Source organism: Streptomyces sp. ITFR-16 (genome assembly GCF_031844705.1).
GTDB lineage: Bacteria > Actinomycetota > Actinomycetes > Streptomycetales > Streptomycetaceae > Streptomyces.
The window spans coordinates 3,494,492-3,516,387 of sequence record NZ_CP134609.1 but is presented as its reverse complement, the minus strand read 5'-3'; the positions used below and the strand labels follow the sequence as shown (position 1 = coordinate 3,516,387).

Below are 21,896 nucleotides of genomic sequence, written 5' to 3'. Positions count from 1 at the left end.
CTCGGCACAATGGACGTCATGACTTCGCACCCCCTGACGGTCGGCTTCGACCTGGACATGACGCTCATCGACTCCCGCCCCGGCATCAAGGCCACGTTCCTCGCGCTCGCCGCCGAGACGGGCGCGGTGATCGACACCGACCTGGTGGTCAGCCGTCTGGGCCCGCCGCTCGACCAGGAACTCGCGCACTGGTTCCCGGCCGCCGAGATCCCCGCGATGGTCGCCCGCTACCGGGAGATCTACCCCTCCCACGCGATCACCCCGTCCCTGGCCATGCCCGGCGCCCGCGAGTCGGTCGAGGCGATCCGCGCCCTGGGCGGTCGCACGATGGTCGTCACCGCCAAGTACGAACCCAGCGCGAAGCAGCACCTCTCCCACCTGGGCATCGAGGCGGACGTCATAGTCGGCGGCCTCTGGGCCGAGGGCAAGGCCACGGCCCTGCGCGAACACGGAGCCGCGGTCTACGTCGGCGACCACACGGGCGACGTACGCGGCGCCAAGGCGGCCCAGGCCCTCTCGGTGGCCGTCACCACGGGCCCGTGCGACGCGCAGGAACTCCGCACAGCGGGCGCGGACGTGGTCCTGCCGTCACTGACGGACTTCCCGGGGTGGCTGAAGAGCTATACGGCGTAGCCGCCGTCCAGGTGTGCGCCGGTGCGGCCTGGTCAGAGGCGGTTGGTCACGTCGAGGCCCAGGCCGTCCTCGTCTGCGTCGTCGGTGGAGATGCCGTAGCCGACGGCATGCCCGAAGCAGGTCGGCTCTCCGGGCTCCGGTACCAGGCCCCGACGTGTCTGGGCGCGCGCATCAGAGTGGACATGGTCCTCCCTACGCCCCCGGCACCTCTGCCCGCCCCGTCCGCCCCGCCCGCCCCGCTCTGACCGAGCGGATCACGCCCGCCGCCGCGATCAGGAAGCCGACGCCCATCAGCATGCAGAGGGACCAGGCGATCGGTGGCAGGGGGTGGGTGCCGAGGAAGAGGGGGGCCATGGTGGCGAGGGTGGAGAGGGCGCCGATGAAGAAGACGATCGCGCCGATCCGGACCAGCCGGTCACCTGCGCCGGAAGAGGGAGTACTCACCCCGTCAGGGTAGTTCCCGGCGGGGGTGATCCGTCCCGGCAGGGGCGGGGGTGAAGGAAGTGCCGTTTCCGGACAGAGTCCGGATGACCAGGCTTGACGAGGGGTACTTCACCTGTGGAGGCTTCTGCCAGCAGGGGAGCACGACCACAGGACGGCCTGACCTGCTGAGGCTTTGTTCCGGCATACGGGTTGAGATGGGGTGCGTGCTTTGCCGACTGGCAAGGTCAAGTGGTTCAACAGCGAGAAGGGCTTCGGCTTCCTCTCCCGCGACGACGGCAGCGACGTCTTCGTGCACTCGTCCGTGCTCCCGGCCGGGGTCGACGCACTCAAGCCCGGTCAGCGCGTCGAATTCGGTGTGGTCGCGGGGCAACGTGGTGACCAGGCGCTTTCCGTGGCGATCCTCGACCCCACCCCGTCCGTCGCGGCGGCCCAGCGCCGCAAGCCGGACGAGCTGGCGTCGATCGTGCAGGACCTGACCACCGTGCTGGAGAACATCACGCCGATGCTGGAGCGCGGACGCTATCCGGACAAGGCGGCCGGCGCCAAGATCGCCGGGCTGCTGCGCGCGGTCGCGGACCAGCTCGACGTGTAGCGGTCGCAGCGGTCGTCAGGGGAAGGACAGTGCGTCGGGGGCGAGGGGCGGGACCAGTCCCTCGGCCGCCGCGCGCGTCAGCAGGCCGCGGATCGCCGCATAGCCGTCCTCGCCGAGGTCGGCGGTGAACTCGTTCACGTACAGGCCGATGTGCTGGTCGGCGACGGACGGGTCCATCTCCTGCGCGTGCTCCGCGACGTAGGGCCGCGAGCTCTCCGGGTCGTCCCACGCCATCCGTACCGATGTGCGCACCGACTCGGCGAGCAGCTTCAGCGTGTCCGCGCCCAGCGACCTCTTCGCGATGATCGCGCCGAGCGGGATCGGGAGGCCGGTGGTGTCCTCCCAGTGCTTGCCCATGTCGGCCAGGTTGTGCAGCCCGTAGTTCTGGTACGTGAAGCGCGCCTCGTGGATGACGAGGCCGGCGTCCACCTTGCCGTCCCGTACCGCCGGCATGATCTCGTCGAACGGCATGACCACGATCTCGCCGACCCCGCCCGGCACCTGGTCCGCCGCCCAGAGGCGGAACAGCAGATATGCGGTGGAGCGCTCGCTCGGTACGGCGACGGTCTTCCCCGTCAGGTCCGTGCCCGGCTCCTTGGTGAGGACGAGCGGTCCGCAGCCCCGGCCCAGCGCGCCGCCGCACGGCAGCAGCGCGTACTCGTCGAGGACCCAGGGCAGCACCGCGTACGACACCTTGAGGACGTCCAGCTCACCGCGCTCGGCCATGCCGTTGGTGAGGTCGATGTCGGCGAAGGTGACATCGAGCGCGGGTGCGTCGGGGACCCGTCCGTGCGCCCAGGCGTCGAAGACGAACGTGTCGTTCGGGCACGGGGAGAAGGCGATGCGCAGCGCGTCAGCCGGCGGCGGTGTCGTCTCGGTCATGGGGGGTCCAGCCTTCCAGTACGGGTATGAGCTTCCCGAACGCCTCGGTGAGCGCGGCCAGCGCGTCGCCGATGCGCCAGGCGTCGCGGTCGCGGGGGCCGACGGCGTTCGACACGGCCCTGATCTCCAGGACGGGTACGCCCGTCCGGTCGGCCGCCTCCGCGACCCCGAAGCCCTCCATGGCCTCGGCGCGGGCGCCGGGGTGCGCGGCGAGGAGTGCGGCGGCGCGCTCGGAGCTGCCGGTCACCGTGGAGACGGTGAGGATGTCGCCGGTCGCCGCACCGGTCGCTCCGGCCGCCGCGCGGACGAGGGAGCGGGGCGGGTGGTGCCAGACCCGGCCGAAGCCGAGGTCGGTGACCGGCACGAAGCCGGCGGGGGTCTCGGCGCCCAGGTCCGCCGCGCCGATGCGGTCCGCCACGACGAGGGAGCCGACCGGGGCGACGCCGGGGAAGCCGCCGCCGATGCCCGCCGAGATCACCAGGCCGTAGCGGTCCGAGGCCAGGGCGTACGCGGCCGAGGCCGCCGCCGAGGCCGGTCCCGCGCCGCCTGCGAGGACGTCGAGCGGGCCCGCGCGGTGGATCTCCGCGCCCGGTACGTGGTGCACGGGGACCCCGGCCCCGTACGCACGCGTGACCGCGTCCCGTTCCACCGGGACAGCGGTCACGACAAGCACGCGCACGAGGGCGGTCCTCCGAGGTCAGGAGGGGGCGGGAGGGGGCGTCAGTCGGTCTTCTTGAGCTCGAAGTGCCAGATGCCCAGCAGGTCCTTGCCCTTGGTCTCCACGATGCTGATCTGCGTCTTGTTCGTGGTCTCGCCGGTCTGGCTGGAGAAGAAGGCGCTGCCCGGGATGGACCGGTAGGTCTTCTTGTACGGCTCCTGCTCGGCCTGCTGGCCGTTGATGAAGAGCGTCCAGCCGTGGTCCGCGATCTCGGGGTCGACGCCGAAGCGGACCTTGTCGTCCATCGCGACCTTGACGGTCTTCTCCGCCTTCTTGTTGAGGCAGCTCTTGTACTCGGATTCCTTGAGGGCCTTGCCGTCGTTGTAGCAGGCGGCCTCGGTACTCACCGAGTTGTCGCCGACCGTCACGGTGGCGAGCGGCGTCGGCTTGTCGCAGGCGGAGAGGACAAGGAGTCCCGCGGACACGGCACCAAGAGCGACGCCGATTCGACGGCCCTTACCGGAGAAGAACGCAACGGTCATGGGCCGAAGGCTATCGGTCGCTCCGGCTCACGCCACGCGGGGGTGCGGCGAGCCGCGCCGCGCGGCGCCCAGCAGACCCCGTACGGAGGCGGCTGCGCCGAGCCCGAGGAGGCCCGCGGCGACCGACATGCCCAGTACGCCGTTGAGGGGGAGGGCGATCCCGATCGCGCCGCCGGCCACCCAGGCCATCTGGAGCAGCGTCTCGGAGCGGGCGAACGCGGAGGTCCGCACCTCCTCCGGCACATCGCGCTGGATCATCGCGTCCAGCGACAGCTTCGACAGGGCCTGGGTGAACCCCGCCGTCGCCGCGAGCGCGGCCACCATCACCGTGCTGAAGAAGACGGCGGCCAGGATCGCGATGCCCAGGGCCAGGCCCAGCACCGAGGCGATGATGATCTCGGGGCCGCGCGCCCTGAGCCAGGAGCCGACGGCCGTGCCCAGCGCGTTGCCCACGCCGGCCGCCACGCCGACGATGCCGAGCGAGATCGCGGCGCTCTGCCCGGCGAGCGGGTGCTCGCGCAGCAGGAACGCCAGGAAGAAGATCAGGAACCCGGAGAGCGCCCGGTGCGAGGCGTTGGCCTGGAGACCGTGCAGGACGGACGGGCCGACCGAACGCAGTCCGGGCCGTTTCTCGCCGCCCTCCTTCCGCTTCTCCTTCGGCCTGCCCTTCTCCTTGGACCTGGCCGGTTTCGGCAGCGGCTCGGGCGCGCCCTCGCCGTGCGGCGACACCAGGCGGGCCCTGCGCTCGCCCTTCGCCGAGTCCACCTTGTGCGGCAGGGTGAACGCGAGGACCGCGCCCCCGACGAAGATCACGCTCGCCCCGTACAGCGGCCACGGCGGGCCGATGCTCTGGAGCCCCGCCCCGATCGGCGCGGCGGCGCCGGTGGCCAGCAGGCCGGCCAGGGTGACCCGTGAGTTCGCCTTCACCAGGGAGAACCGCGGTGGCAGCAGACGCGGGACGACGGCGCTGCGCACCACCCCGTACGCCTTCGAGCAGACCAGCACGCCCAGCGCGGCCGGATACAGCTCCAGGCCGCCGGTCGCGACCGCGCCCGACATCGTGAGCGCCAGCAGCGCACGGGCCAGCATGGAACCGGCCATCGCGGCGCGGCGGCCGTGCGGCAGATGGTCCAGCAGCGGGCCGATGACCGGGGCGAGCAGGATGAACGGCGCCATGGTGACGGCGAGGTACAGCGCGACCCGGCCGCGGGCCTGGTCCGTCGGTACGGAGAAGAACACGGTCGACGCGAGCGCGACGGTGATCATCACGTCGCCCGCGCCGTTGACCGCGTGCAGCTCGATCAGCTTGCCGAGTCCGGACTCGCCGGCGCCGTGCGCGTGCGTCGCCTTGCGGATGGAGCGGGCGGTGCCGGTGAACGGGGTCTGCAGGGCATGACCGATCGACCGGCCCGTCCTGCGGAGCGGGCCGGATCCGTCGTGCGACCTGGCAGAAGCCACTTGGTCATACTGCCCCAGTCCCGGCCGATGCGAACCGGGATCGGCGCGGGGCGCGGTGTGTACCGCCCCGTCGGGTCAGCGATCGGGCAGGTGGCAGGGGGTGCGGACCGGCCGATCGGGGTGGATGGCCGGTTCTCGGTGGACGGGACACGGCGCCGGATACGGCGTCGTTTGGGACGGGCAGGTGGGCGGGGAGCGGCGGAGAGGGTAGCGTGCGTAGCGCGCCACCGGCGGTTGTTCTTGGCCGCGCGCCTCTCGGCGATCCCGCAGAATGGGTCGCGGAAGGTGTGCCCGAGGCAGGCACACGGGTGTGAACGTCGACGCGGCCCCCAGGTCCGCTCCGTCCGCAGCCGTATGGCCGAAATCGATGGATGTGCTGGCGCGCTCGTGAGACTGGCGTAGGAGAGAAGCGAGACCTGTGAGTGCTGCGACGACGCGAAGCCGTACGGCCCGTACCCCTGTTCCCGACCGTTTGTGCGCCGAGGCGGTAGATCTCGCCCGCGCGGCGGCCGAGGAGGCAGCCGCGCCAGGGGTCGTGGGTGAGCATGTGGCCGTGGTCTCCGAGGGGGACCGGGTCGTCACGCACTACTTCGAGTGCAAGGACCCGGGCTACCGGGGCTGGCGCTGGGCGGTGACGGTGGCGCGGGCGTCCCGCGCGAAGAACGTCACGCTGGACGAGACCGTGCTGCTGCCGGGCGGCGACGCGCTGCTCGCGCCGGAGTGGGTGCCGTGGAGCGAGCGGCTGCGGCCGGGCGACATGGGCCCGGGCGACCTGCTGCCCACCGACGCGGACGATCTGCGGCTGGAGCCGGGGTACAGCGGCGAGGACGAGCTGCCGCCGAACTCCGCGGTGGCCGCGGTCTCGGGCGAGCTGGCCGACCTCGTCGAGGCGGAGGACGCGGAGCTGACGACGCGCCCGGAGCCGCCGCGCCGGGGTTCGATCGCGGCGGTCGCGGACGAGCTGGGCATGCGGCGTGCGCGGGTGCTGTCGCGGTACGGGCTGCATGAGGCGGCCGACCGCTGGGACGAGGGGTTCGGCGCGAAGACGCCGATGGCCCAGGCGGCGCCGGCGACCTGTGTGTCCTGCGCCTTCCTGGTGCCGCTGGCGGGCTCGCTGAAGCAGGCCTTCGGGGTGTGCGCGAACGAGTTCGGCCCGGCGGACGGGCATGTGGTGTCCCTGTCGTACGGGTGCGGTGGGCATTCGGAGGCGGCGGTGATGCCGAAGCCGCCGAAGCCGGCGCCGCATGCGCTGGACACGATGCGGGTGGATGAGTACCCGCTGCGGCCGGCGCGGGACTCCGGCTCCGTGCCGGTGGAGGCGGACGAGCCGTCGGAGGACCTCGGCCACTCCTAGGCCGGCCTGCGGGGCTCCCGGGGGGCGCGGGCCGCTCCGGCGTACCGGCTGCGTCCTCAAGCGCCGGGCGGGCTGGAATTGGCTCGGGCCGCCCGTCGCGCCGGCTGCGTCCTCAAGCGCCGGACGGCTGGGATGTGCCGGCCGGTCGCGCCACCTCGAGCCCGTCCTGCGCTTGAGGACGGAAGCCGACGGGTGGGGGCCGGTGCCCAGGGATGGCCGGTTGGCCGTGGGCGCTCAGGTCCACCCCGTCGGGACCCGGTAGCTTCGGGCGCACACTTGGCGCAGGGGTACGCGTCAACCGGAAGCCGGCAGAGGGAGTCAGGGCGTGGGCATGAATGCGACCGAGGGGGCCGACCCGTTCGGAACCGCGCGGCTGCGGCGCGGCGTGCTCGACGCCTGGGGCGCCGGCCCCGCCCGCTTCCGTGAGGACGCCAACGCCGAGGAGGACCTCGCGCTCGGCGGCTACCGTGACCGTCTCGTCGTCGAACTGGCCCAGAACGCCGCGGACGCCGCCGCCCGCGCCCAGGCGCCCGGCCGGCTCCGCCTCACCCTGCACCCCGCGAAGGGGGACGCCCCCGCCGTCCTCGCCGCCGCGAACACCGGCGCCCCCCTGGACGCGACCGGCGTGGAGTCGCTGTCCACCCTGCGTGCCTCCGCCAAGCGCGAGGGCCACGAGGGGGCCGTGGGCCGGTTCGGCGTCGGGTTCGCCGCCGTGCTCGCGGTGAGCGACGAACCGGCCGTGATCGGCCGGCACGGCGGGGTGCGCTGGTCCCTCGCCGAGGCCCGCGACCTCGCCCGGGAGGCCGCCGTCGGCAGCCCCGGCCTCGGGGACGAGCTGCGCCGCCGCGACGGACACGTACCGCTGCTGCGGCTCCCGCTGCCCGCCGAGGGCACCGCCCCGGACGGCTACGACACCGTCGTCGTCCTGCCGCTGCGCGACGGGGTCGCCGAGGACCTGGTGGGCCGGCTGCTCGCCGCCGTGGACGACGCGCTGCTGCTCACGCTGGCCGGGCTCGACGAGATCGTCGTCGAGACGCCGGACGCGGTCCGGACCCTGCGCCGCTCGCAGCACGGCCCGTACACCCACGTCGAGGACTCCGCGCACGGCACGAACCGCTGGCGCACCGTCACGCACCACGGCCCCGTCGAGCCCGGCCTGCTCGTCGGCCGTCCGCTGGAGGAGCGGCTGCGCCCCCACTGGTCGGTGACCTGGGCGGTCCCGGTGGACGCGGAGGGCGCCCCGGTCCGCCCCCGTACCGCCCCCGTCGTGCACGCGCCGACGCCCACCGACGAACCTCTTGGCATCCCCGCCCTGCTCATCGCCTCGCTGCCGATGGACACCACCCGCAGGCACCCCGCGCCCGGCCCGCTCACCGACTTCCTGGTGCAGCGCGCGGCGGACGCGTACGCGGAGCTGCTCGCCGACTGGCAGCCGGTCTCCGTCGCCACGATCGGCCTGGTGCCCGGGCCGCTCGGCAAGGGCGAACTGGACGGCGCGCTGCGGGGCGCGATCCTGGAGCGGCTGCCGCGCGTCGCGTTCCTGGAGCCGGCCGCCCCGCGCGATCCGGCCGCCGAGCCGGACCGCTGGGACGGCTGGGACGCGGGGGAGCAGAGCGCCCGCAAGGCCACCACCGCGCTGCGGCCCCTGGAGGCGGAGGTGCTGGAGGGCGTCGGCGCCGAGACCGTCTCCGTGCTCGCCGAGGTGCTGCCGTGTCTGCTGCCCGCGGGGCTCGAGCGCCGCGCCGAACTGCGCACGCTCGGCGTCGCCCGGGTCCCGCTGGGCGAGGCCATCGACCGGCTCGCGGGCCTGGAGCGCGACCCGGCCTGGTGGCGGCGGCTCTACGACAGCCTGGCCGGGGTGGACCCGGACCGGCTCTCCGGCCTTCCGGTGCCGCTCGCCGGTACGGAGTCCCGGGGGCCCGGCCCCGATGCCCCGGCGGTGCCGCGCACCACGATCGGTCCCCGGCAGATCCTGCTTCCGCTGCCCGACGCGCTGACCGGCCCCGTCCTGGACCGGCTCGGCCGGCTCGGGCTGAAGGTCGCCCACCCCGAGGCCGCGCACCCGCTCCTGGAGAAGCTGGGCGCCCTGCCCGCCACCCCGCGCGCCGTGCTGACGACCCCGCAGGTGCGGGCCGCCGTCGCCGGTTCGCTGGACGCGGGCGAGATCTGGGACGAGGACGCGCTCGACGGCGACGAACTCGTGGACACCGTCCTGACCCTGGTCCGGGACGCCGCGCTGGAGCCGGGCGACGAGCCCTGGCTCGGCGCGCTCGCGCTGCCCGACGAGGACGGCGAACTCGCCCCGGCCGGTGAACTGGTGCTGCCCGGCAGCCCGTTCGCGGCCGTGATGCGCGAGGGCGAACTCGCCCACTGCGACGCGGAGCTGGCCGGGCGCTGGGGCGAGCAGCCGCTCACCGCCTGCGGGGTGCTCGCCACGTTCGCGCTGGTCCGGGCCACCGATGTGGTGCTGGACCCCGACGAACTGGAGCCCCGCGACAGCGACTTCGCCGAGCCCGACGACGCCGGGCTGCTCGATGCCGTCGACGTGTGGTGCGAGGACATCCTCGACCGGCTGCCGGACAGCCCGGTGCCGCCGGTCGCCACCGAGATCGTCGCCGTACGGGACCTCGACCTGGTGGACGACGACGCCTGGCCCCAGGCGCTCGCCCTCCTCGCCCGCCCGCCGCTGCGCGACGCGCTGACCCAGCCGGTACGGGTGCTGCTCCCGGACGGCACGACGCAGTCCGTGCGCCCGTACACCGCCTGGTGGCTGCGCGACCACCCGGTGCTGGACGGCCGCCGGCCGGCCGGACTGCGGGCCCGGGGCGGCGACTCCCGGCTCGCGGGGCTGTACGACGCCGTGGACGCGACCGGCTTCGACGACGCGGAGGTGCTGCGCGCCCTCGGCGTACGGACCTCGGTCGACGCGCTGCTCGCGGAGCCCGGCGGGGCGGCCGAACTCCTGGGGCGGCTCGCGGACGAGGACCGCCCGGTCGGTTCCGTACAGCTGCACGCCCTGTACACGGCCCTGGCCGAGCTGGATCCGGAACAGGTCACGCTGCCGGACGAGTTGCGGGCGGTCGTCGACGGCGAGGTGCGGGTCGTGGACGCGGCGGACGCGGTGATCGCGGACGCCCCGGACCTGCTGCCGCTGACCGGGGGGCTGCCGCTGCTGCCCGTCGCCCCGGTGAACGCGGCGGAGCTGGCCGAGCTGTTCCAGGTGCGGCGGCTCGGCGAGAGCGTCGAGGCCGAGGTCACGAGCGAGGGCGAGGAGCACCGGGTGCCGGAGCCGGTCCGTGTGCTGCTCGGGCCCGCCACCCCGGACACGTACATCGAACACGGCGAACTGCGCGCGGGCGGCGTCGAGCTGGACTGGCGCCGCACCCCGGACGGTGTGGTGCACGCCGCCACGCTGGAGGGCGTCGCGGCGGGTCTGGCCTGGGCGGCGGGGCAGTGGCCCCGGCGCTTCGAGGTCGCCGCCCTGCTGGAGGACCCGTCCCGCACGGAGGAGCTGGCCCGGGACCGCTGGTTCGACTGACGGTCCGGGCCCCCGGACGGCGGCCGGGGGCCCACTGTCAAGGGCTGGCTCTCCCGGGCCCACTTCGACGACCTGAAGTACCACGGCTACACCGCCCAGCCTGGGCAAGCTGCAGTTCCGGCCGTCACCGCCACGGGTGACTACGTCGACGTGAAGTAGACCGCGGCCCCGGGCCGCCGCTTCCCCGTCACACCGGGAAGCGGCGGCTCACCAGGCGCCAGACGTACTCCAGGGCCGCCGAGGCGAGCACGGCGATGCCCACCGCCATCCACGGCATCCGGGCGCCCACCAGCTTCAGCGCGAAGAACTCCTGGAGCCACGGCACCACGAGCACGATCAGGAAGGCCAGGCCCATCGCGGCCACCAGGCAGATCCGCCACCAGGTGTAGGGGCGGGCGATGATCGCCAGGACCCACATCGAGACCAGGAACAGCGTGAGCGTCGCCGCGCTGGTCTCCGCGTCCAGGGCGCCCGTGCCGGAGTAGTGGTGCCGGGCGATCAGATACGTGGCGAAGGTCGCCGCCGCCGCGATGACGCCCGACGGGGTCGCGTACCGCATGACGCGGCGCACGAAGTGCGGGTGCGCGCGCTCCTTGTTGGGGGCCAGGGCCAGGAAGAACGCCGGGACGCCGATCGTCAGCGTCGACAGCAGGGTCAGATGGCGCGGCAGGAACGGGTACTCGACCTGGAAGCAGACCACCAGGACCGCCAGCAGCACCGAGTAGACGGTCTTCGTCAGGAACAGCGTCGCGACCCGGGTGATGTTGCCGATGACCCGTCGGCCCTCGGCGACCACGGACGGCAGCGTGGCGAAGCTGTTGTTGAGCAGCACGATCTGGGCGACCGCGCGGGTGGCCTCGGAGCCGGAGCCCATCGAGACGCCGATGTCGGCGTCCTTGAGCGCGAGCACGTCGTTGACCCCGTCGCCGGTCATCGCGACGGTGTGGCCGCGCGACTGGAGGGCGGCGACCATCTCCCGCTTCTGCTGCGGGGTGACGCGGCCGAAGACCGCGTTGTCCTCCATGGCGGTGGCCATCTCGTCCGGGTCGGTGGGCAGCCGGCGCGCGTCGAGCGGGTGCTCGGCGCCCGGCATCCCGAGCTTCGCGGCGACCGCGCCGACCGAGACCGCGTTGTCGCCGGAGATCACCTTGGTCGCCACCCGCTGGTCCGCGAAGTAGGCGAGCGTGTCCCCGGCGTCGGGCCGCAGCCGCTGCTCCAGGACGACCAGCGCGCTCGGCTCGGCCCCCTCGGCGCTGTCCGGGGCGTCCAGTTCGCCCCGTGCGCGGGCCAGCAGCAGGACGCGCAGCCCCTGTTCGTTGAGCTGTTCGATCTCGGTGAGCGCGGGGTCCCCGTCCGGGAGCAGCACATCGGGCGCGCCGAGCAGCCAGGCCGACGCCCGCCCCCCGTCCTCGTCGAACGCGGCGCCGCTGTACTTGCGGGCGGAGGAGAACGGCAGGGTCCCGGTGACCTTCCAGCCCTCGCCGTCCGGGGCCGGGTAGGCGTCGATGATCGCCTGGAGGCTGGCGTTGGGCCGGGGCTCGGAGGCACCGAAGGCACCCAGCACCCGGCGCAGATACGGTTCCTCGGTGCCGCTGAGCGCGCGGACCTCGGTGACGTCCATGCCGCCCTCGGTGAGCGTGCCGGTCTTGTCGAGGCAGACCACGTCGACCCGGGCCAGGCCCTCGATGGCGGGCAGCTCCTGGACCAGGCACTGCTTGCGGCCGAGCCGTACGACACCGATCGCGAAGGCGACCGAGGTGAGCAGGACCAGCCCCTCCGGGATCATCGGGACGATGCCGCCGACGGTCCGGGCGATGGAGTCCTTGAGGTTGTTGTCCTTGACCACGAGCTGGCTGATGACCAGGCCGATCGCGGTCGGCACCATCATCCAGGTGACGTACTTGAGGATCGTGGAGATCCCGGTGCGCAGCTCGGAGCGGACGAGGGTGAAGCGCGAGGCCTCCTCGGCGAGCTGCGCGGCGTAGGCCTCGCGGCCGACCTTGGTGGCGGTGAAGGCCCCGCCGCCCGCGACGACGAAGCTGCCGGACATCACGGGATCGCCGGCCCGCTTCAGGACCGGGTCCGCCTCGCCGGTCAGCAGGGACTCGTCGACCTCCAGGCTGTCGGCCTCGGCGACCGTGCCGTCCACGACGACCTTGTCGCCGGGGCCCAGTTCGACGAGGTCGCCGAGGACGATCTCGGAGGTGTGGATCTCGGCGGCCTTCCCGTCCCGCCGGACGGTGGGTTTCGCCTCACCGATGACCGCGAGGCTGTCCAGCGTCTTCTTGGCCCGCCACTCCTGCACGATGCCGATGCCGGTGTTGGCGATGATCACGAAGCCGAACAGGCTGTCCTGGATCGGCGCGACGAACAGCATGATCAGCCAGAGCACGCCGATGATCAGGTTGAACCGGGTGAAGACGTTGGCCCGGACGATCTCGGTCAGCGACCGGGACGAGCGCACCGGTACGTCGTTGACCTCGCCCCGGGCGATCCGTTCGGCGACCTCGGCCGCGGTGAGTCCGCGTCCGGCGGGTGCGTCCGGCAGCTTGACCGGATGGACCGGGTCGAGCTCCGCACCGGCGTCGATCGTGGCCGGCCGCCCGGCGCCGGAAGGCCCGGAGGAACCGGGTCGCTGCTCCCCGGAGGGATCGAGTGCCCGCTGAGTCATGGTTCCGACGGTACGGGCGGAACGTCCGGTTCACCCGCCGGGCGGTGCGAAGATCAGACCGGGGGAGGAGAGGAATGGTCCCGTGGTCGTACGGGTCAGCCGGCGCTCTCGCCCCGGCCGGAGGCCTCCGCCGCCGCCCGCTTGAGGGCCGCGTCGCGTCCACGCACGTACCAGATGCCGATCAGGCCGAGGCCGGCGCCGGCCAGGCAGGTCCAGACCCACCACAGGTGTCCGTGGTCGTCGAACCAGCCGTAGAACGGGAGCTGGACGAGGAAGAGGACGAACCAGAGGATCGTGCCGCCGGTGATGGTCGCGACGACGGGCCCCTCCAGGGGCTCGGGTGCCTCGTGTTTCGGTGTCCACTTCGCCATGCCGTCAGTGTATGCGGCGCCCGCGCAGGTGCCGCCGGGCCAGTCGGCCCAAGGGTCTACGCGCGGAGATAGCGATCTTTGCCTTATGTATTCATACTGAATCTGCTTACGACTGGCTCGAATTATTCGTGTAAACGTCCAAAGCTGACCATATTTAGCCCCCCTCTACGTACGACTGAGGTCATACATGTCCCCCTCGGCCACCGCTTCGGTCGACTCCACGCCGCCCCCGGCTCCGCAGCCCACCGGTGGCGTGGACCGTTTCTTCAAGATCTCCGAGCGGGGGTCGTCGGTCGCCCGCGAGATCCGTGGCGGATTCGCGACCTTCTTCGCGATGGCGTACATCATCGTGCTGAACCCGATCATCCTGGGCAGCGCGAAGGACATCAACGAGCACTACCTCAACCATGGCCAGCTGGTCACCGCGACGGTGCTGACCGCCGCGTTCTCCACGCTGCTCATGGGCGTCATCGGCAATGTGCCGATCGCGCTGGCCGCGGGCCTCGGCGTCAACACCGTCGTCGCCCTCCAGCTCGCCCCCCGGATGACCTGGCCGGACGCCATGGGCATGGTCGTCCTCGCGGGCATCGTGGTCATGCTGCTGGTCGCGACCGGGCTGCGGGAACGCGTGATGAACGCCGTACCGGGCTCGCTGCGCAAGGGCATCGCGATCGGTATCGGCTTCTTCATCCTGCTGATCGGCCTGGTCGACTCGGGCTTCGTCTCCCGGATCCCGGACAAGGCCGAGACCACCGTCCCGCTCCAGCTGGGCGCCGACGGTCACCTCACCGGCTGGCCGGTCCTGATCTTCGTCCTCGGCGCGCTGCTCACCCTCGCGCTGATCGTCCGCAAGGTGCCGGGCGCGATCCTGATCTCCATCGTGGCCATGACGGTCGTCGCGCTGATCGTCAACGCGGTCGCGGACCTGCCGGGCGAGGCCTGGGGGCTGACCGTCCCGGAGTGGCCGGGCAATCCGGTCTCCTCGCCGGACTTCGGGCTCCTCGGTGAGTTCAGCCTGTTCGGCGGCTTCCACAAGGTCGGCATCCTCACCGGCATCCTGTTCGTCTTCACCGTGCTGCTGTCCTGCTTCTTCGACGCGATGGGCACCATCCTCGGCGTCGGCGACGAGGCGAAGCTGACGGACAAGAGCGGCAACTTCCCCGGCATCAACAAGGTGCTGTTCGTCGACGGTGTCGCCGTCGCCGCGGGCGGTGCGAGCTCCTCGTCCGCCTCGACCTGCTTCGTGGAGTCCACGGCGGGGGTCGGCGAGGGCGCTCGCACCGGTCTCGCGAGCATCGTCACGGGGCTGCTGTTCACGGTGGCGCTGTTCCTCACACCGCTGGCGACCATGGTCCCCTCGCAGGCGGCCACTCCGGCGCTGCTGGCGGTCGGCTTCCTGATCATCGCGGGCTCGGTGCGGGACATCGACTGGAGCGACTACACGCTCGCGATCCCGGCCTTCCTCGCCATGGTCATGATGCCGTTCACGTACTCGATCACCAATGGCATCGGCATCGGCTTCATCGCGTTCTCCGTGCTGCGGCTGGCCGCCGGGCGGGGTCGCGAGGTGCCGGTGGCCATGTATGTGGTGTCGGCGGTCTTCGTCTTCTACTACGCGATGCCGGCGCTCGGCCTCACGTGATTTCAGGGGCCGGCCGAGGGGGTCAGGTGACCTCCTCGGCCGGCACCCCTTCCGCTCCGTAGAACTTCTCCGTCTCGTCGACGGCCGCCTGGAAGCGCTCGTCGAAGTCGTCGCGAATGAGCGTCCGGACCACATAGTCCTGGACGCTCATTCCGCGTTTTGCGGCGTGCTGCTTGAGCCGGTCGAGCAGCTCACCGTCTATGCGCAGGCTGAGCACTGTCGATCCCATGGCATGCAGGGTTACGTCCCCCGGGCCCGCCGCGCGTGACTTTCCGGAACGGACTCACTCGTTTGGGTGATCGATTGGTGATACGGCTCTCGCGCGTGTACCACCGAGTGGTCTTTAGGGTAGGTAATGAGTTAAGCTAACAAACATGCCTGACCTGATCCACGACAGCGACAGTGCCGCCGCCGTGAGCTCCCTTCGTTCCGCCGTCATGCTGCTCGGCCGGCGCCTGAAGCACCAGCGCGTCGACGAGTCGCTGAGCCCGACAGAGATGTCGGTGCTCGCCACACTCGCCCGTTGCGGATCGGCCACCCCCGGTGAGCTGGCCCGCAAGGAGCATGTGCAGCCGCCGTCGATGACCCGCATCGTCGCGCTGCTGGAAGCCAAGGGTCTTGTCAGACTGGAACCGCACCCCGATGACCGTCGTCAGAAGATGGTCAGCCAGACCGAGCAGGCCGAGGCCATGCTCGCCGAGAGCCGCAACAAGCGGAACGCCTGGCTGACCACCCTCGCCGAAGGCCTGGACGAGGACGAGTGGGAGACGCTGCGCAACGCGGCGCCCGTGCTGGAGAAGCTCGCCCACCTGTAGCGGAGCGGGCCGCGCCGGACAGCGACCGGCGCACCGCCCCACCGCCGCATCCCCGTCAGTCAGCTCGATGTCCACGCCCGAGGAGGCGAACCCTTTTGAGTACGGGATCCGGAGCAGACTCCGCCCCCGCACCGACTTCCACCCACGAGAGCAAGCCCGGCGGGACCTTCTCGTCGCTGAAGATCCGCAACTACCGCCTGTTCGCCACGGGCGCCGTGATCTCCAACACCGGTACCTGGATGTCCCGCATCACGCAGGACTGGCTCGTCCTGAGCCTCACCGGGTCCGCCGCCGCCGTCGGCATCACCACGGCACTCCAGTTCCTCCCCATGCTCCTCTTCGGCCTGTACGGCGGCGTCATCGCCGACCGGCTCCCGAAGCGCAAGCTCCTTCTCATCAGCCAGGCGGCACTCGGCCTGTGCGGGATCGCGCTCGCCGTGCTCACGCTCTCCGGTGTGGTCCAGGTGTGGCACGTCTACCTGATCGCGTTCGTGCTCGGCATGGTCACGGTCGTGGACAACCCCGCCCGCCAGTCGTTCGTGTCCGAGATGGTCGGCCCCGCGCAGCTGCGGAACGCCGTCAGTCTGAACTCGGCGAACTTCCAGTCCGCCCGGCTCATCGGTCCCGCCGTCGCGGGTGTGCTGATCACCTCGGTCGGCAGCGGCTGGGCCTTCATGTTCAACGGTCTGTCGTTCCTCGCGCCGCTGGTCGGCCTGATGATGATGCGCACCGGTGAGCTGCACAAGGCCGTCGTCGTGCCGCGCGCCAAGGGACAGCTGCGCGAAGGACTGCGCTATGTCTCCGGCCGTCCCGAGCTGATCTGGCCGATCGTCCTCGTCGGCTTCGTCGGTACGTTCGGATTCAACTTCCCGATCTGGCTGACGGCCTTCGCGGACGAGGTCTTCCACGGCGGTGCCGGGATGTACTCGTTCTTCAACATCCTCATGGCCGCGGGCTCCCTCGCGGGCGCCCTGCTCGCCGCCCGCCGCCGCTCCTCGCGGCTGCGGATGCTGGTGGCGGCCGGTACGGCGTTCGGCCTGCTGGAGATCATCGCCTCCGTCTCGCCGTCCGTCTGGCTGTTCTCGATCCTGCTGGTCCCGATCGGCATGATCGGCCTGACGACCAACATCAGCGCGAACACCAGCGTCCAGATGGCGGCCGACCCGGCCATGCGCGGCCGGGTGATGAGCCTGTACATGATGGTCTTCGCCGGCGGTACGCCGGTGGGCGCCCCGATCGTCGGCTGGATCAGCGACGCGTACGGCGTCCGGACCGGCATGGCGGTGGGCGGCGCGTTCTCCCTGATCGCCGCGCTCGGCGTCGGCTTCATGCTGGCCCGCGTCGGCGGGCTGCGGCTCAAGGTCGACCTGCGGCCGGGCCGCCCGCACGTGCGGTTCGTCCCGCGCGAGCAGCTGGCCACGGCGGCCTGACGGCCACCGGCACCAACGCGACACGGCCCCGACCGGGAACCCCCGGTGCGGGGCCGCGTCGCGTTCACGAAGGCCGGGGCGGTTACGCTCTTCGGGTGGACCCCAAGACCAGAAACCGCATCATGGCGGCCGTGCTCGTGCTGATGTTCGTCGTCGTGGCAGCGGCGGCCGCCCTCGGCTGATCCGCCGGGGACGGCCGGACTCCCGCGTCCTACCAGGCGAAGTTCTCCGGCGAGGGCCCCGGTCCCGGGAAGATCTCCTCCAGGGCCGCCAGCACCTCCTCCGAGAGCTCCAGCTCCACCGCACGCAGTGCGGAGTCGAGCTGTTCCCGCGTCCGGGGACCGGAGATCGGGCCCGTGACACCCGGCCGGGTCAGCAGCCAGGCCAGGCCCACCTCGCCGGGCTCCAGACCGTGCTTGCCGAGCAGGTCCTCGTACGCCTGGATCTGGGCCCGCACCTTCGGGTCGGCCAGCGCGTCGCCGGAGCGGCCGGAGGTGGAGCGGGCGCCGCCGCCCTCGCGCTCCTTGCGGATCGCGCCGCCGAGCAGCCCGCCGTGCAGCGGCGACCAGGGGATGACCCCGAGGCCGTACTCCTGGGCGGCCGGGATGACCTCCATCTCGGCGCCGCGCTCCATCAGGTTGTAGATGCACTGCTCGCTGACCAGCCCGTAGCTGCCGCGCTGCCGGGCGACCTCGTTGGCCTGGGCGATCTTGTAGCCGGCGAAGTTGGACGAGCCCGCGTAGAGGATCTTGCCCTGCTGGATCAGTACGTCGATGGCCTGCCAGATCTCCTCGATCGGGGTCGACCGGTCGACGTGGTGGAACTGGTACAGATCGATGTGGTCCGTCTGGAGCCGCTTGAGGCTCGCGTCGACGGCCCGGCGGATGTTGAGCGCGGAGAGCTTGTCGTGGTTGGGCCATGCCTCGCCGTCGGCGCCCATGTTGCCGTAGACCTTGGTGGCGAGCACGACCTTGTCGCGGCGGTCCCCGCCCTGCGCGAACCAGGTGCCGAGGATCTCCTCGGTGCGGCCCTTGTTCTCGCCCCAGCCGTAGACATTCGCGGTGTCGAAGAAGTTGACGCCCGCGTCCAGGGCGGCGTCCATGAGCGAGTGGCTGTCGCTCTCGTTGGTCTGGGGGCCGAAGTTCATCGTCCCCAGGACGAGGCGGCTGACCTTGAGTCCGGTACGTCCGAGCTGCGTGTACTTCATGGACCCCAAGCCAACTCCTTCGAGCGCGCTCGAAGCAAGCGCCGTCTCACCCGCGCTGCGCGAACCGGTCCAGCGCCGCCAGCACCGCACGGCTCGTCGCCGCCCCGCCCAGGTGCCCCGCGTCCTCGATCACGGTCAGTTCCGCGTCCGGCCACGCCTTCGCCAGCTCCCAGGCGGTGGCCAGCGGCCCGCCCAGGTCGAACCGGCCGTGCACCAGCACCCCCGGGATCCCGGCCAGCCGCCCCGCGTCCCGGATCAGCTGCCCCTCCTCCAGCCAGGCGCCCTGTGAGAAGTAGTGGGCGCAGATCCGTACGAGGGCCTGCCGCGCCCGGTCCGGCCGGCCGCTGTACGGGGGCGGGCCGGTGTACGCCTCCTGGGAGAGCACCGCGTCCTCCCAGGCGCACCAGTCGGCCGTCGCCCGCGCCCGTACGGCCGGGTCGGGGCTCTCGGTGCGCCGGGCGTACGCGGCGAGCACGTCCGGGGTCGCGTCGCTCGCGGCCTCCGGCACCCCCGCCCGGAAGAGGTCCCACGCCTCCGGGAAGATGCGCCCCACGCCCCGGTACAGCCAGTCGATCTCGGAGCGGCGGGTCGTGGTGACGGAGGGGATCACGATCTCGCTGACCCGCTCCGGGTACTGCTCGGCGTACGCGAGGATCAGCGTCGAGCCCCAGGAACCCCCGTACAGCAGCCACGTCTCGACGCCGAGGCGGACCCGCAGACGCTCCATGTCGGCGATCAGCCGGTCCGTGGTGTTGAACCGCATCTCGGTGGCCGGGTCGCTCGCGTGCGGGGTGGAGCGGCCGCAGCCGCGCTGGTCGAAGAGGATCACGCGGTAGCGCTCGGGGTCGAAGTACTGCCGTGGCCCCGCGGTGCACCCCGAGCCCGGCCCGCCGTGCACCACCAGGGCGGGCTTCCCGGCCGGGTTGCCGCACGCCTCCCAGTACACGAGGTTGCCGTCGCCGACATCGAGCATGCCCTGCTCGTACGGTTCGATCGGCGGGTACTTCTCGTCGGGCCGGCGTTCCATGACAGGGGCTCCCTCGCTCGGTGGGCGGGCAAAGGGATGACCCTAACCCCCCGGCGTAGCCTGACCGGTGTGAACGCCACTCCCGAGATCCTCGCCGTGCTCGACGACCTGCTGACCGCCGCGGCGCCCGACGCGCGGGGCGCGCTGTGGCAGCTGGACCGGCAGGGCCGTGAGCTGGACGCGAATCTGGTGCGGCTGCCGCCGGGCGCGGAGGTGGGCGAGCACCGGGAGGACGTGCTCGACGTCCTGCTGGTGGTCCTCGCGGGCGGCGGACGGCTCGTCCCGGCGGACGGCGGCACCCCGCTCGACCTCACCCCCACCACGGCCGCCTGGCTGCCCCGCACCTCCCGCCGCGCGCTCGTCGCGGGCCCGGAGGGACTGGCCTATGTGACCGTGCACCGCCGCCGCCCGGGCCTGACGGTCAAGCCCGCGGTGCCCGCGCGGGAAGGCGGCGAGGCGCCCTGCTCGCTGGACCGGGTGTGCCCGGCGTGCGGGCGGATGTCGGCGGAGCCGGCGCCGAAGTACTGCGGGGAGTGCGGGGAGCGGTTCCCGGAGCGCTGAGCCCCGCGAGGGAACTGCCCGCCCCGGCGGCCCGTCCTGATCAGGGCAGGCCGACGGGACGGGAAGTCATGGTGCAACGGACGGACAGCGGTGCGGCGACCTCGACGACGGGGCGGGCCGCTTCCCGGTGGGCGTGGGAGCGCGAGGGGCGGTGGCGGCGGGGCCGGATACCCGCCGGGCTCGCGGCGCTGACCGCGCTGCTGCTCGTCTTCCACCGGGCGGTGCCCAACACCCCCGGCCACCTGGGGAGTCTGCTGGAGGCGTTCCTGCCCTGGCTGGGCCCGGCGCTCGTCCCGCTGCTCACGGCGGCCGTGCTGCGCCGCTCGCTGCTCGCGCTGCTGTCCCTCCTCCTGCCGGTGGCGGCCTGGACGTACTCCTTCGGCGGGCTGCTCCTGCCCGGGGAGGACGCGGGGGCGCGCGATCTGGTCGTGGTGCAGCACAACGTGAGCGACGTGAACACCGAACCGGTCCGCACGGCCCGTGTGCTGGCCGCCGGGGGCCCGGACCTCATCGCGCTGGAGGAACTGCTCCCGGCGGCCCTGCCCTCGTACGAGAAGGAGCTGGCCGCCGCCTATCCCTTCCACGAGGTCCGGGGCACGGTCGGCCTCTGGTCGAAGCACCCGCTCTCCGGCACCCGGACGGTGGACATCAGGCCCGAGGGCATCGAGGAGGGCTGGAGCCGGGGCCTGCGGACGGTGGTGAGCACCCCGTACGGCGAGGTCGCGGCCTATGTGGCCCACCTTCCGTCGATGCGGATCGGGGCGGGCGGACTGGGTTCGTCCCCGCGGGACGGGAGCGCCCGCCTGCTGGGCCGGGCCGTGGCCGCCGAGAGGACCGGCACGGTGATCGTCCTGGGCGACCTCAACGGCACGGTCGACGACCGGGGCCTGTCCCCGCTGACCTCACAGCTCGACGTCTCCGACCGGGGCTTCGCACTCAGCTTCCCCGCGTCCTTCCCGCTGGCCCGCATCGACCAGGTGATGGCCCGCTCGGCGACGGTCGGCCGCGTCCGCACCCTGCCCGCCACCGGGAGCGACCATCTGCCGGTGACGGCGCGGGTCACGCTGGACCGAGGGCACGCGGCGCGTCAGAGGCGGACGGTCGTCTCCACGGTGACGACGTCTCCCGCCACGAGCTTCAGCGGTATGCGGACCGCGTTCTTGAGGGGCAGCAGATAGCCGCCGTCCTTCGGGAAGAGCGAGGTGGTGAAGGCGGTCCCGCCGATCCGGGCCTCCACGGGGATCACACCCCAGCCGTACGAGGCGAGCGCGGCGACCTCGCGGATGTCGGCGGCCTGTTCGTCGGGCACCCGGGCGAAGTAGTACGGCGCGGGGCCGCGCCATTCGATCACGCGGCTGCTGAACACGACTCTCACGGCCGGTCAGCCTACCGGGCGGCCCCGCAGCCCCCACGCCCCCGCCCGCAGCCCGGCCTGGAAGCGGGAGTCGGCCTCCAGAGCGGTCATCAGCTCGGCCACGCGCCGCCGGTAGGTGCGCAGCGAGATGCCGAGCCGGCGGGCCGCCGAGGCATCGGTGACGCCCGAGGCGAGGGCGTCCAGGACGGCGCGGGCACCGGCGCCGAGGTGCGGGGCGTCGCCGCGCACATAGGTCTCCAGGTCGGGGGAGTCGTCCCAGAGCGCGGTGAACAGCGAGTGGACGCCGTCGATCAGGGTCCTCGACGTCGTCACGGTGTACTCGCGCCCGGCGGGGGTCTCCCGGCCCGCCAGGATCATCACCCGCCGGTCGATGATGATCGTCTCGTGCGGCAGCGCGGAGCCGTTGATGCGGACCTGCGCCCCCTCGCCGCGCACCAGCCGCAGATGGTCGCGCGACTCCTCCTCGGTCAGCGCCACCGGGCTGAGGAGCTTGCGGGTGGTGAGGTCCACGGCCTCCGAGGCCCGCAGCCGGCGGCGGACCGCCGCCCTGGCCGAGGGCTGCGACCAGGTCCTGAGGTCGCGGGCGGCACACAGGAACTCGGTGCGCACGGACTCGAAGAAGTGGCCGGTGCGGGCCAGCAGCTCCAGGTCGCCCCGGACGGAAAACATCTGTTCGCTGCGCATGCCTCCAGTCTG

The 21,896-nt window shown here is 72.5% G+C and carries 21 protein-coding genes; 9 read left to right on the top strand and 12 right to left on the bottom strand.

Annotated elements, in window-relative coordinates:
* Positions 1-18 precede the first annotated feature (18 nt).
* The gene (locus RLT58_RS15605) at positions 19-633 is read left to right on the top strand and encodes an HAD family hydrolase (RefSeq protein ID WP_311310987.1); all 615 of its coding nucleotides are present in this window, start codon (positions 19-21) and stop codon (positions 631-633) included.
* 192 nt (positions 634-825) lie between these two features.
* Here RLT58_RS15605 and RLT58_RS15600 read toward each other — a convergent pair whose 3' ends face one another.
* Entirely contained in the window at positions 826-1,077 is a 252-nt protein-coding gene (locus RLT58_RS15600) for a hypothetical protein (protein ID WP_311310986.1), read from the bottom strand.
* A 208-nt stretch (positions 1,078-1,285) separates the two neighbouring features.
* On the opposite strand from RLT58_RS15600, the gene RLT58_RS15595 reads away from it, so the two are divergent.
* Positions 1,286-1,669: a cold-shock protein gene (locus RLT58_RS15595; RefSeq protein WP_311310985.1), complete on the top strand. Its 384-nt coding sequence runs from the start codon at positions 1,286-1,288 to the stop codon at positions 1,667-1,669.
* Between the two features lie 15 nt (positions 1,670-1,684).
* On the opposite strand, the gene RLT58_RS15590 is transcribed toward RLT58_RS15595, so the two are convergent.
* Genes RLT58_RS15590 through RLT58_RS15575 form a run of 4 tightly spaced genes read right to left on the bottom strand, consistent with a single transcriptional unit; the run spans position 1,685 to position 5,209 of the window.
* Positions 1,685-2,551 (bottom strand): 1,4-dihydroxy-6-naphtoate synthase, encoded by an 867-nt coding sequence (locus RLT58_RS15590; RefSeq protein ID WP_311310984.1) that lies wholly within the window; start codon positions 2,549-2,551, stop codon positions 1,685-1,687.
* Positions 2,523-3,230, bottom strand: a complete 708-nt coding sequence (locus RLT58_RS15585; RefSeq protein WP_311310983.1) for a futalosine hydrolase — start codon at positions 3,228-3,230, stop codon at positions 2,523-2,525. Before RLT58_RS15585 ends, RLT58_RS15590 begins: the two co-directional genes overlap by 29 nt.
* 41 nt (positions 3,231-3,271) lie before the next feature.
* Positions 3,272-3,751, bottom strand: coding sequence for a DUF2771 domain-containing protein (locus RLT58_RS15580; protein WP_311310982.1), 480 nt, complete (start codon positions 3,749-3,751; stop codon positions 3,272-3,274).
* A gap of 27 nt (positions 3,752-3,778) precedes the next feature.
* Positions 3,779-5,209, bottom strand: a complete 1,431-nt coding sequence (locus RLT58_RS15575) for an MFS transporter (protein ID WP_311310981.1) — start codon at positions 5,207-5,209, stop codon at positions 3,779-3,781.
* Positions 5,210-5,627: 418 nt separating this feature from the next.
* Here RLT58_RS15575 and RLT58_RS15570 point away from each other — a divergent pair, with 418 nt between their 5' ends.
* Together RLT58_RS15570 and RLT58_RS15565 are read left to right on the top strand one after the other, a co-directional pair.
* Entirely contained in the window at positions 5,628-6,563 is a 936-nt protein-coding gene (locus tag RLT58_RS15570; RefSeq protein ID WP_311310980.1) for a DUF3027 domain-containing protein, read from the top strand.
* 331 nt (positions 6,564-6,894) lie between these two features.
* A complete protein-coding gene (locus RLT58_RS15565; RefSeq protein WP_311310979.1) occupies positions 6,895-10,101 on the top strand; it encodes a sacsin N-terminal ATP-binding-like domain-containing protein in 3,207 nt (1,068 codons plus the stop codon).
* A 187-nt stretch (positions 10,102-10,288) separates the two neighbouring features.
* On the opposite strand, the gene RLT58_RS15560 is transcribed toward RLT58_RS15565, so the two are convergent.
* Together RLT58_RS15560 and RLT58_RS15555 are read right to left on the bottom strand one after the other, a co-directional pair.
* Positions 10,289-12,772: an HAD-IC family P-type ATPase gene (locus RLT58_RS15560; RefSeq protein WP_311310978.1), complete on the bottom strand. Its 2,484-nt coding sequence runs from the start codon at positions 12,770-12,772 to the stop codon at positions 10,289-10,291.
* A 95-nt stretch (positions 12,773-12,867) separates the two neighbouring features.
* Positions 12,868-13,143: a DUF2530 domain-containing protein gene (locus RLT58_RS15555; protein ID WP_311310977.1), complete on the bottom strand. Its 276-nt coding sequence runs from the start codon at positions 13,141-13,143 to the stop codon at positions 12,868-12,870.
* A gap of 187 nt (positions 13,144-13,330) precedes the next feature.
* Between RLT58_RS15555 and RLT58_RS15550 the strand changes: the two genes are divergently transcribed.
* On the top strand, positions 13,331-14,785 hold the full coding sequence (locus RLT58_RS15550) for an NCS2 family permease (RefSeq protein WP_311310976.1): 1,455 nt from the start codon (positions 13,331-13,333) through the stop codon (positions 14,783-14,785).
* Between the two features lie 22 nt (positions 14,786-14,807).
* Here the strand turns inward: RLT58_RS15550 and RLT58_RS15545 are convergent, their stop codons facing one another.
* Positions 14,808-15,014, bottom strand: coding sequence for a hypothetical protein (locus RLT58_RS15545; protein ID WP_311310975.1), 207 nt, complete (start codon positions 15,012-15,014; stop codon positions 14,808-14,810).
* Positions 15,015-15,159: 145 nt separating this feature from the next.
* Here RLT58_RS15545 and RLT58_RS15540 point away from each other — a divergent pair, with 145 nt between their 5' ends.
* Both RLT58_RS15540 and RLT58_RS15535 read left to right on the top strand, forming a co-directional pair.
* Positions 15,160-15,600: a MarR family winged helix-turn-helix transcriptional regulator gene (locus RLT58_RS15540; RefSeq protein WP_136328961.1), complete on the top strand. Its 441-nt coding sequence runs from the start codon at positions 15,160-15,162 to the stop codon at positions 15,598-15,600.
* 95 nt (positions 15,601-15,695) lie between these two features.
* Positions 15,696-17,030 carry an MFS transporter gene (locus tag RLT58_RS15535; RefSeq protein ID WP_311310974.1) on the top strand — a complete coding sequence of 445 codons (1,335 nt, stop codon included), beginning with the start codon at positions 15,696-15,698 and terminating at the stop codon, positions 17,028-17,030.
* Positions 17,031-17,241: 211 nt separating this feature from the next.
* Here RLT58_RS15535 and RLT58_RS15530 read toward each other — a convergent pair whose 3' ends face one another.
* The gene (locus RLT58_RS15530) at positions 17,242-18,237 is read right to left on the bottom strand and encodes an aldo/keto reductase (RefSeq protein WP_311310973.1); all 996 of its coding nucleotides are present in this window, start codon (positions 18,235-18,237) and stop codon (positions 17,242-17,244) included.
* Positions 18,238-18,283: 46 nt separating this feature from the next.
* Complete coding sequence (pip, locus tag RLT58_RS15525) at positions 18,284-19,264, bottom strand: prolyl aminopeptidase (RefSeq protein ID WP_311310972.1); 981 nt, start codon at positions 19,262-19,264, stop codon at positions 18,284-18,286.
* 69 nt (positions 19,265-19,333) lie between these two features.
* Between pip and RLT58_RS15520 the strand changes: the two genes are divergently transcribed.
* Both RLT58_RS15520 and RLT58_RS15515 read left to right on the top strand, forming a co-directional pair.
* Complete coding sequence (locus tag RLT58_RS15520) at positions 19,334-19,825, top strand: hypothetical protein (RefSeq protein WP_311310971.1); 492 nt, start codon at positions 19,334-19,336, stop codon at positions 19,823-19,825.
* Positions 19,826-19,893: 68 nt separating this feature from the next.
* The gene (locus RLT58_RS15515; RefSeq protein WP_311310970.1) at positions 19,894-21,003 is read left to right on the top strand and encodes an endonuclease/exonuclease/phosphatase family protein; all 1,110 of its coding nucleotides are present in this window, start codon (positions 19,894-19,896) and stop codon (positions 21,001-21,003) included.
* Here RLT58_RS15515 and RLT58_RS15510 read toward each other — a convergent pair.
* The gene (locus tag RLT58_RS15510) at positions 20,913-21,200 is read right to left on the bottom strand and encodes a DUF1905 domain-containing protein (RefSeq protein ID WP_311310969.1); all 288 of its coding nucleotides are present in this window, start codon (positions 21,198-21,200) and stop codon (positions 20,913-20,915) included. The two genes, RLT58_RS15515 and RLT58_RS15510, sit on opposite strands and share 91 nt — an antisense overlap.
* Before the next feature lie 6 nt (positions 21,201-21,206).
* Positions 21,207-21,884 carry a DNA-binding response regulator gene (locus RLT58_RS15505; protein ID WP_311310968.1) on the bottom strand — a complete coding sequence of 226 codons (678 nt, stop codon included), beginning with the start codon at positions 21,882-21,884 and terminating at the stop codon, positions 21,207-21,209.
* Between the last annotated feature and the right edge of the window lie 12 nt (positions 21,885-21,896).

What these genes read in the sequence shown, in the direction of transcription:
- RLT58_RS15565 (WP_311310979.1), top strand. Translation starts at nt 6,895, where the DNA reads ATGAATGCGACCGAGGGGGCCGACCCGTTCGGAACCGCGCGGCTGCGG.
- RLT58_RS15545 (WP_311310975.1), bottom strand. Translation starts at nt 15,014, where the DNA reads ATGGGATCGACAGTGCTCAGCCTGCGCATAGACGGTGAGCTGCTCGAC.
- RLT58_RS15560 (WP_311310978.1), bottom strand. Translation starts at nt 12,772, where the DNA reads ATGACTCAGCGGGCACTCGATCCCTCCGGGGAGCAGCGACCCGGTTCC.
- RLT58_RS15580 (WP_311310982.1), bottom strand. Translation starts at nt 3,751, where the DNA reads ATGACCGTTGCGTTCTTCTCCGGTAAGGGCCGTCGAATCGGCGTCGCT.
- RLT58_RS15505 (WP_311310968.1), bottom strand. Translation starts at nt 21,884, where the DNA reads ATGCGCAGCGAACAGATGTTTTCCGTCCGGGGCGACCTGGAGCTGCTG.
- RLT58_RS15540 (WP_136328961.1), top strand. Translation starts at nt 15,160, where the DNA reads ATGCCTGACCTGATCCACGACAGCGACAGTGCCGCCGCCGTGAGCTCC.
- pip (WP_311310972.1), bottom strand. Translation starts at nt 19,264, where the DNA reads ATGGAACGCCGGCCCGACGAGAAGTACCCGCCGATCGAACCGTACGAG.
- RLT58_RS15530 (WP_311310973.1), bottom strand. Translation starts at nt 18,237, where the DNA reads ATGAAGTACACGCAGCTCGGACGTACCGGACTCAAGGTCAGCCGCCTC.
- RLT58_RS15555 (WP_311310977.1), bottom strand. Translation starts at nt 13,143, where the DNA reads ATGGCGAAGTGGACACCGAAACACGAGGCACCCGAGCCCCTGGAGGGG.
- RLT58_RS15590 (WP_311310984.1), bottom strand. Translation starts at nt 2,551, where the DNA reads ATGACCGAGACGACACCGCCGCCGGCTGACGCGCTGCGCATCGCCTTC.
- RLT58_RS15605 (WP_311310987.1), top strand. Translation starts at nt 19, where the DNA reads ATGACTTCGCACCCCCTGACGGTCGGCTTCGACCTGGACATGACGCTC.
- RLT58_RS15515 (WP_311310970.1), top strand. Translation starts at nt 19,894, where the DNA reads ATGGTGCAACGGACGGACAGCGGTGCGGCGACCTCGACGACGGGGCGG.
- RLT58_RS15550 (WP_311310976.1), top strand. Translation starts at nt 13,331, where the DNA reads ATGTCCCCCTCGGCCACCGCTTCGGTCGACTCCACGCCGCCCCCGGCT.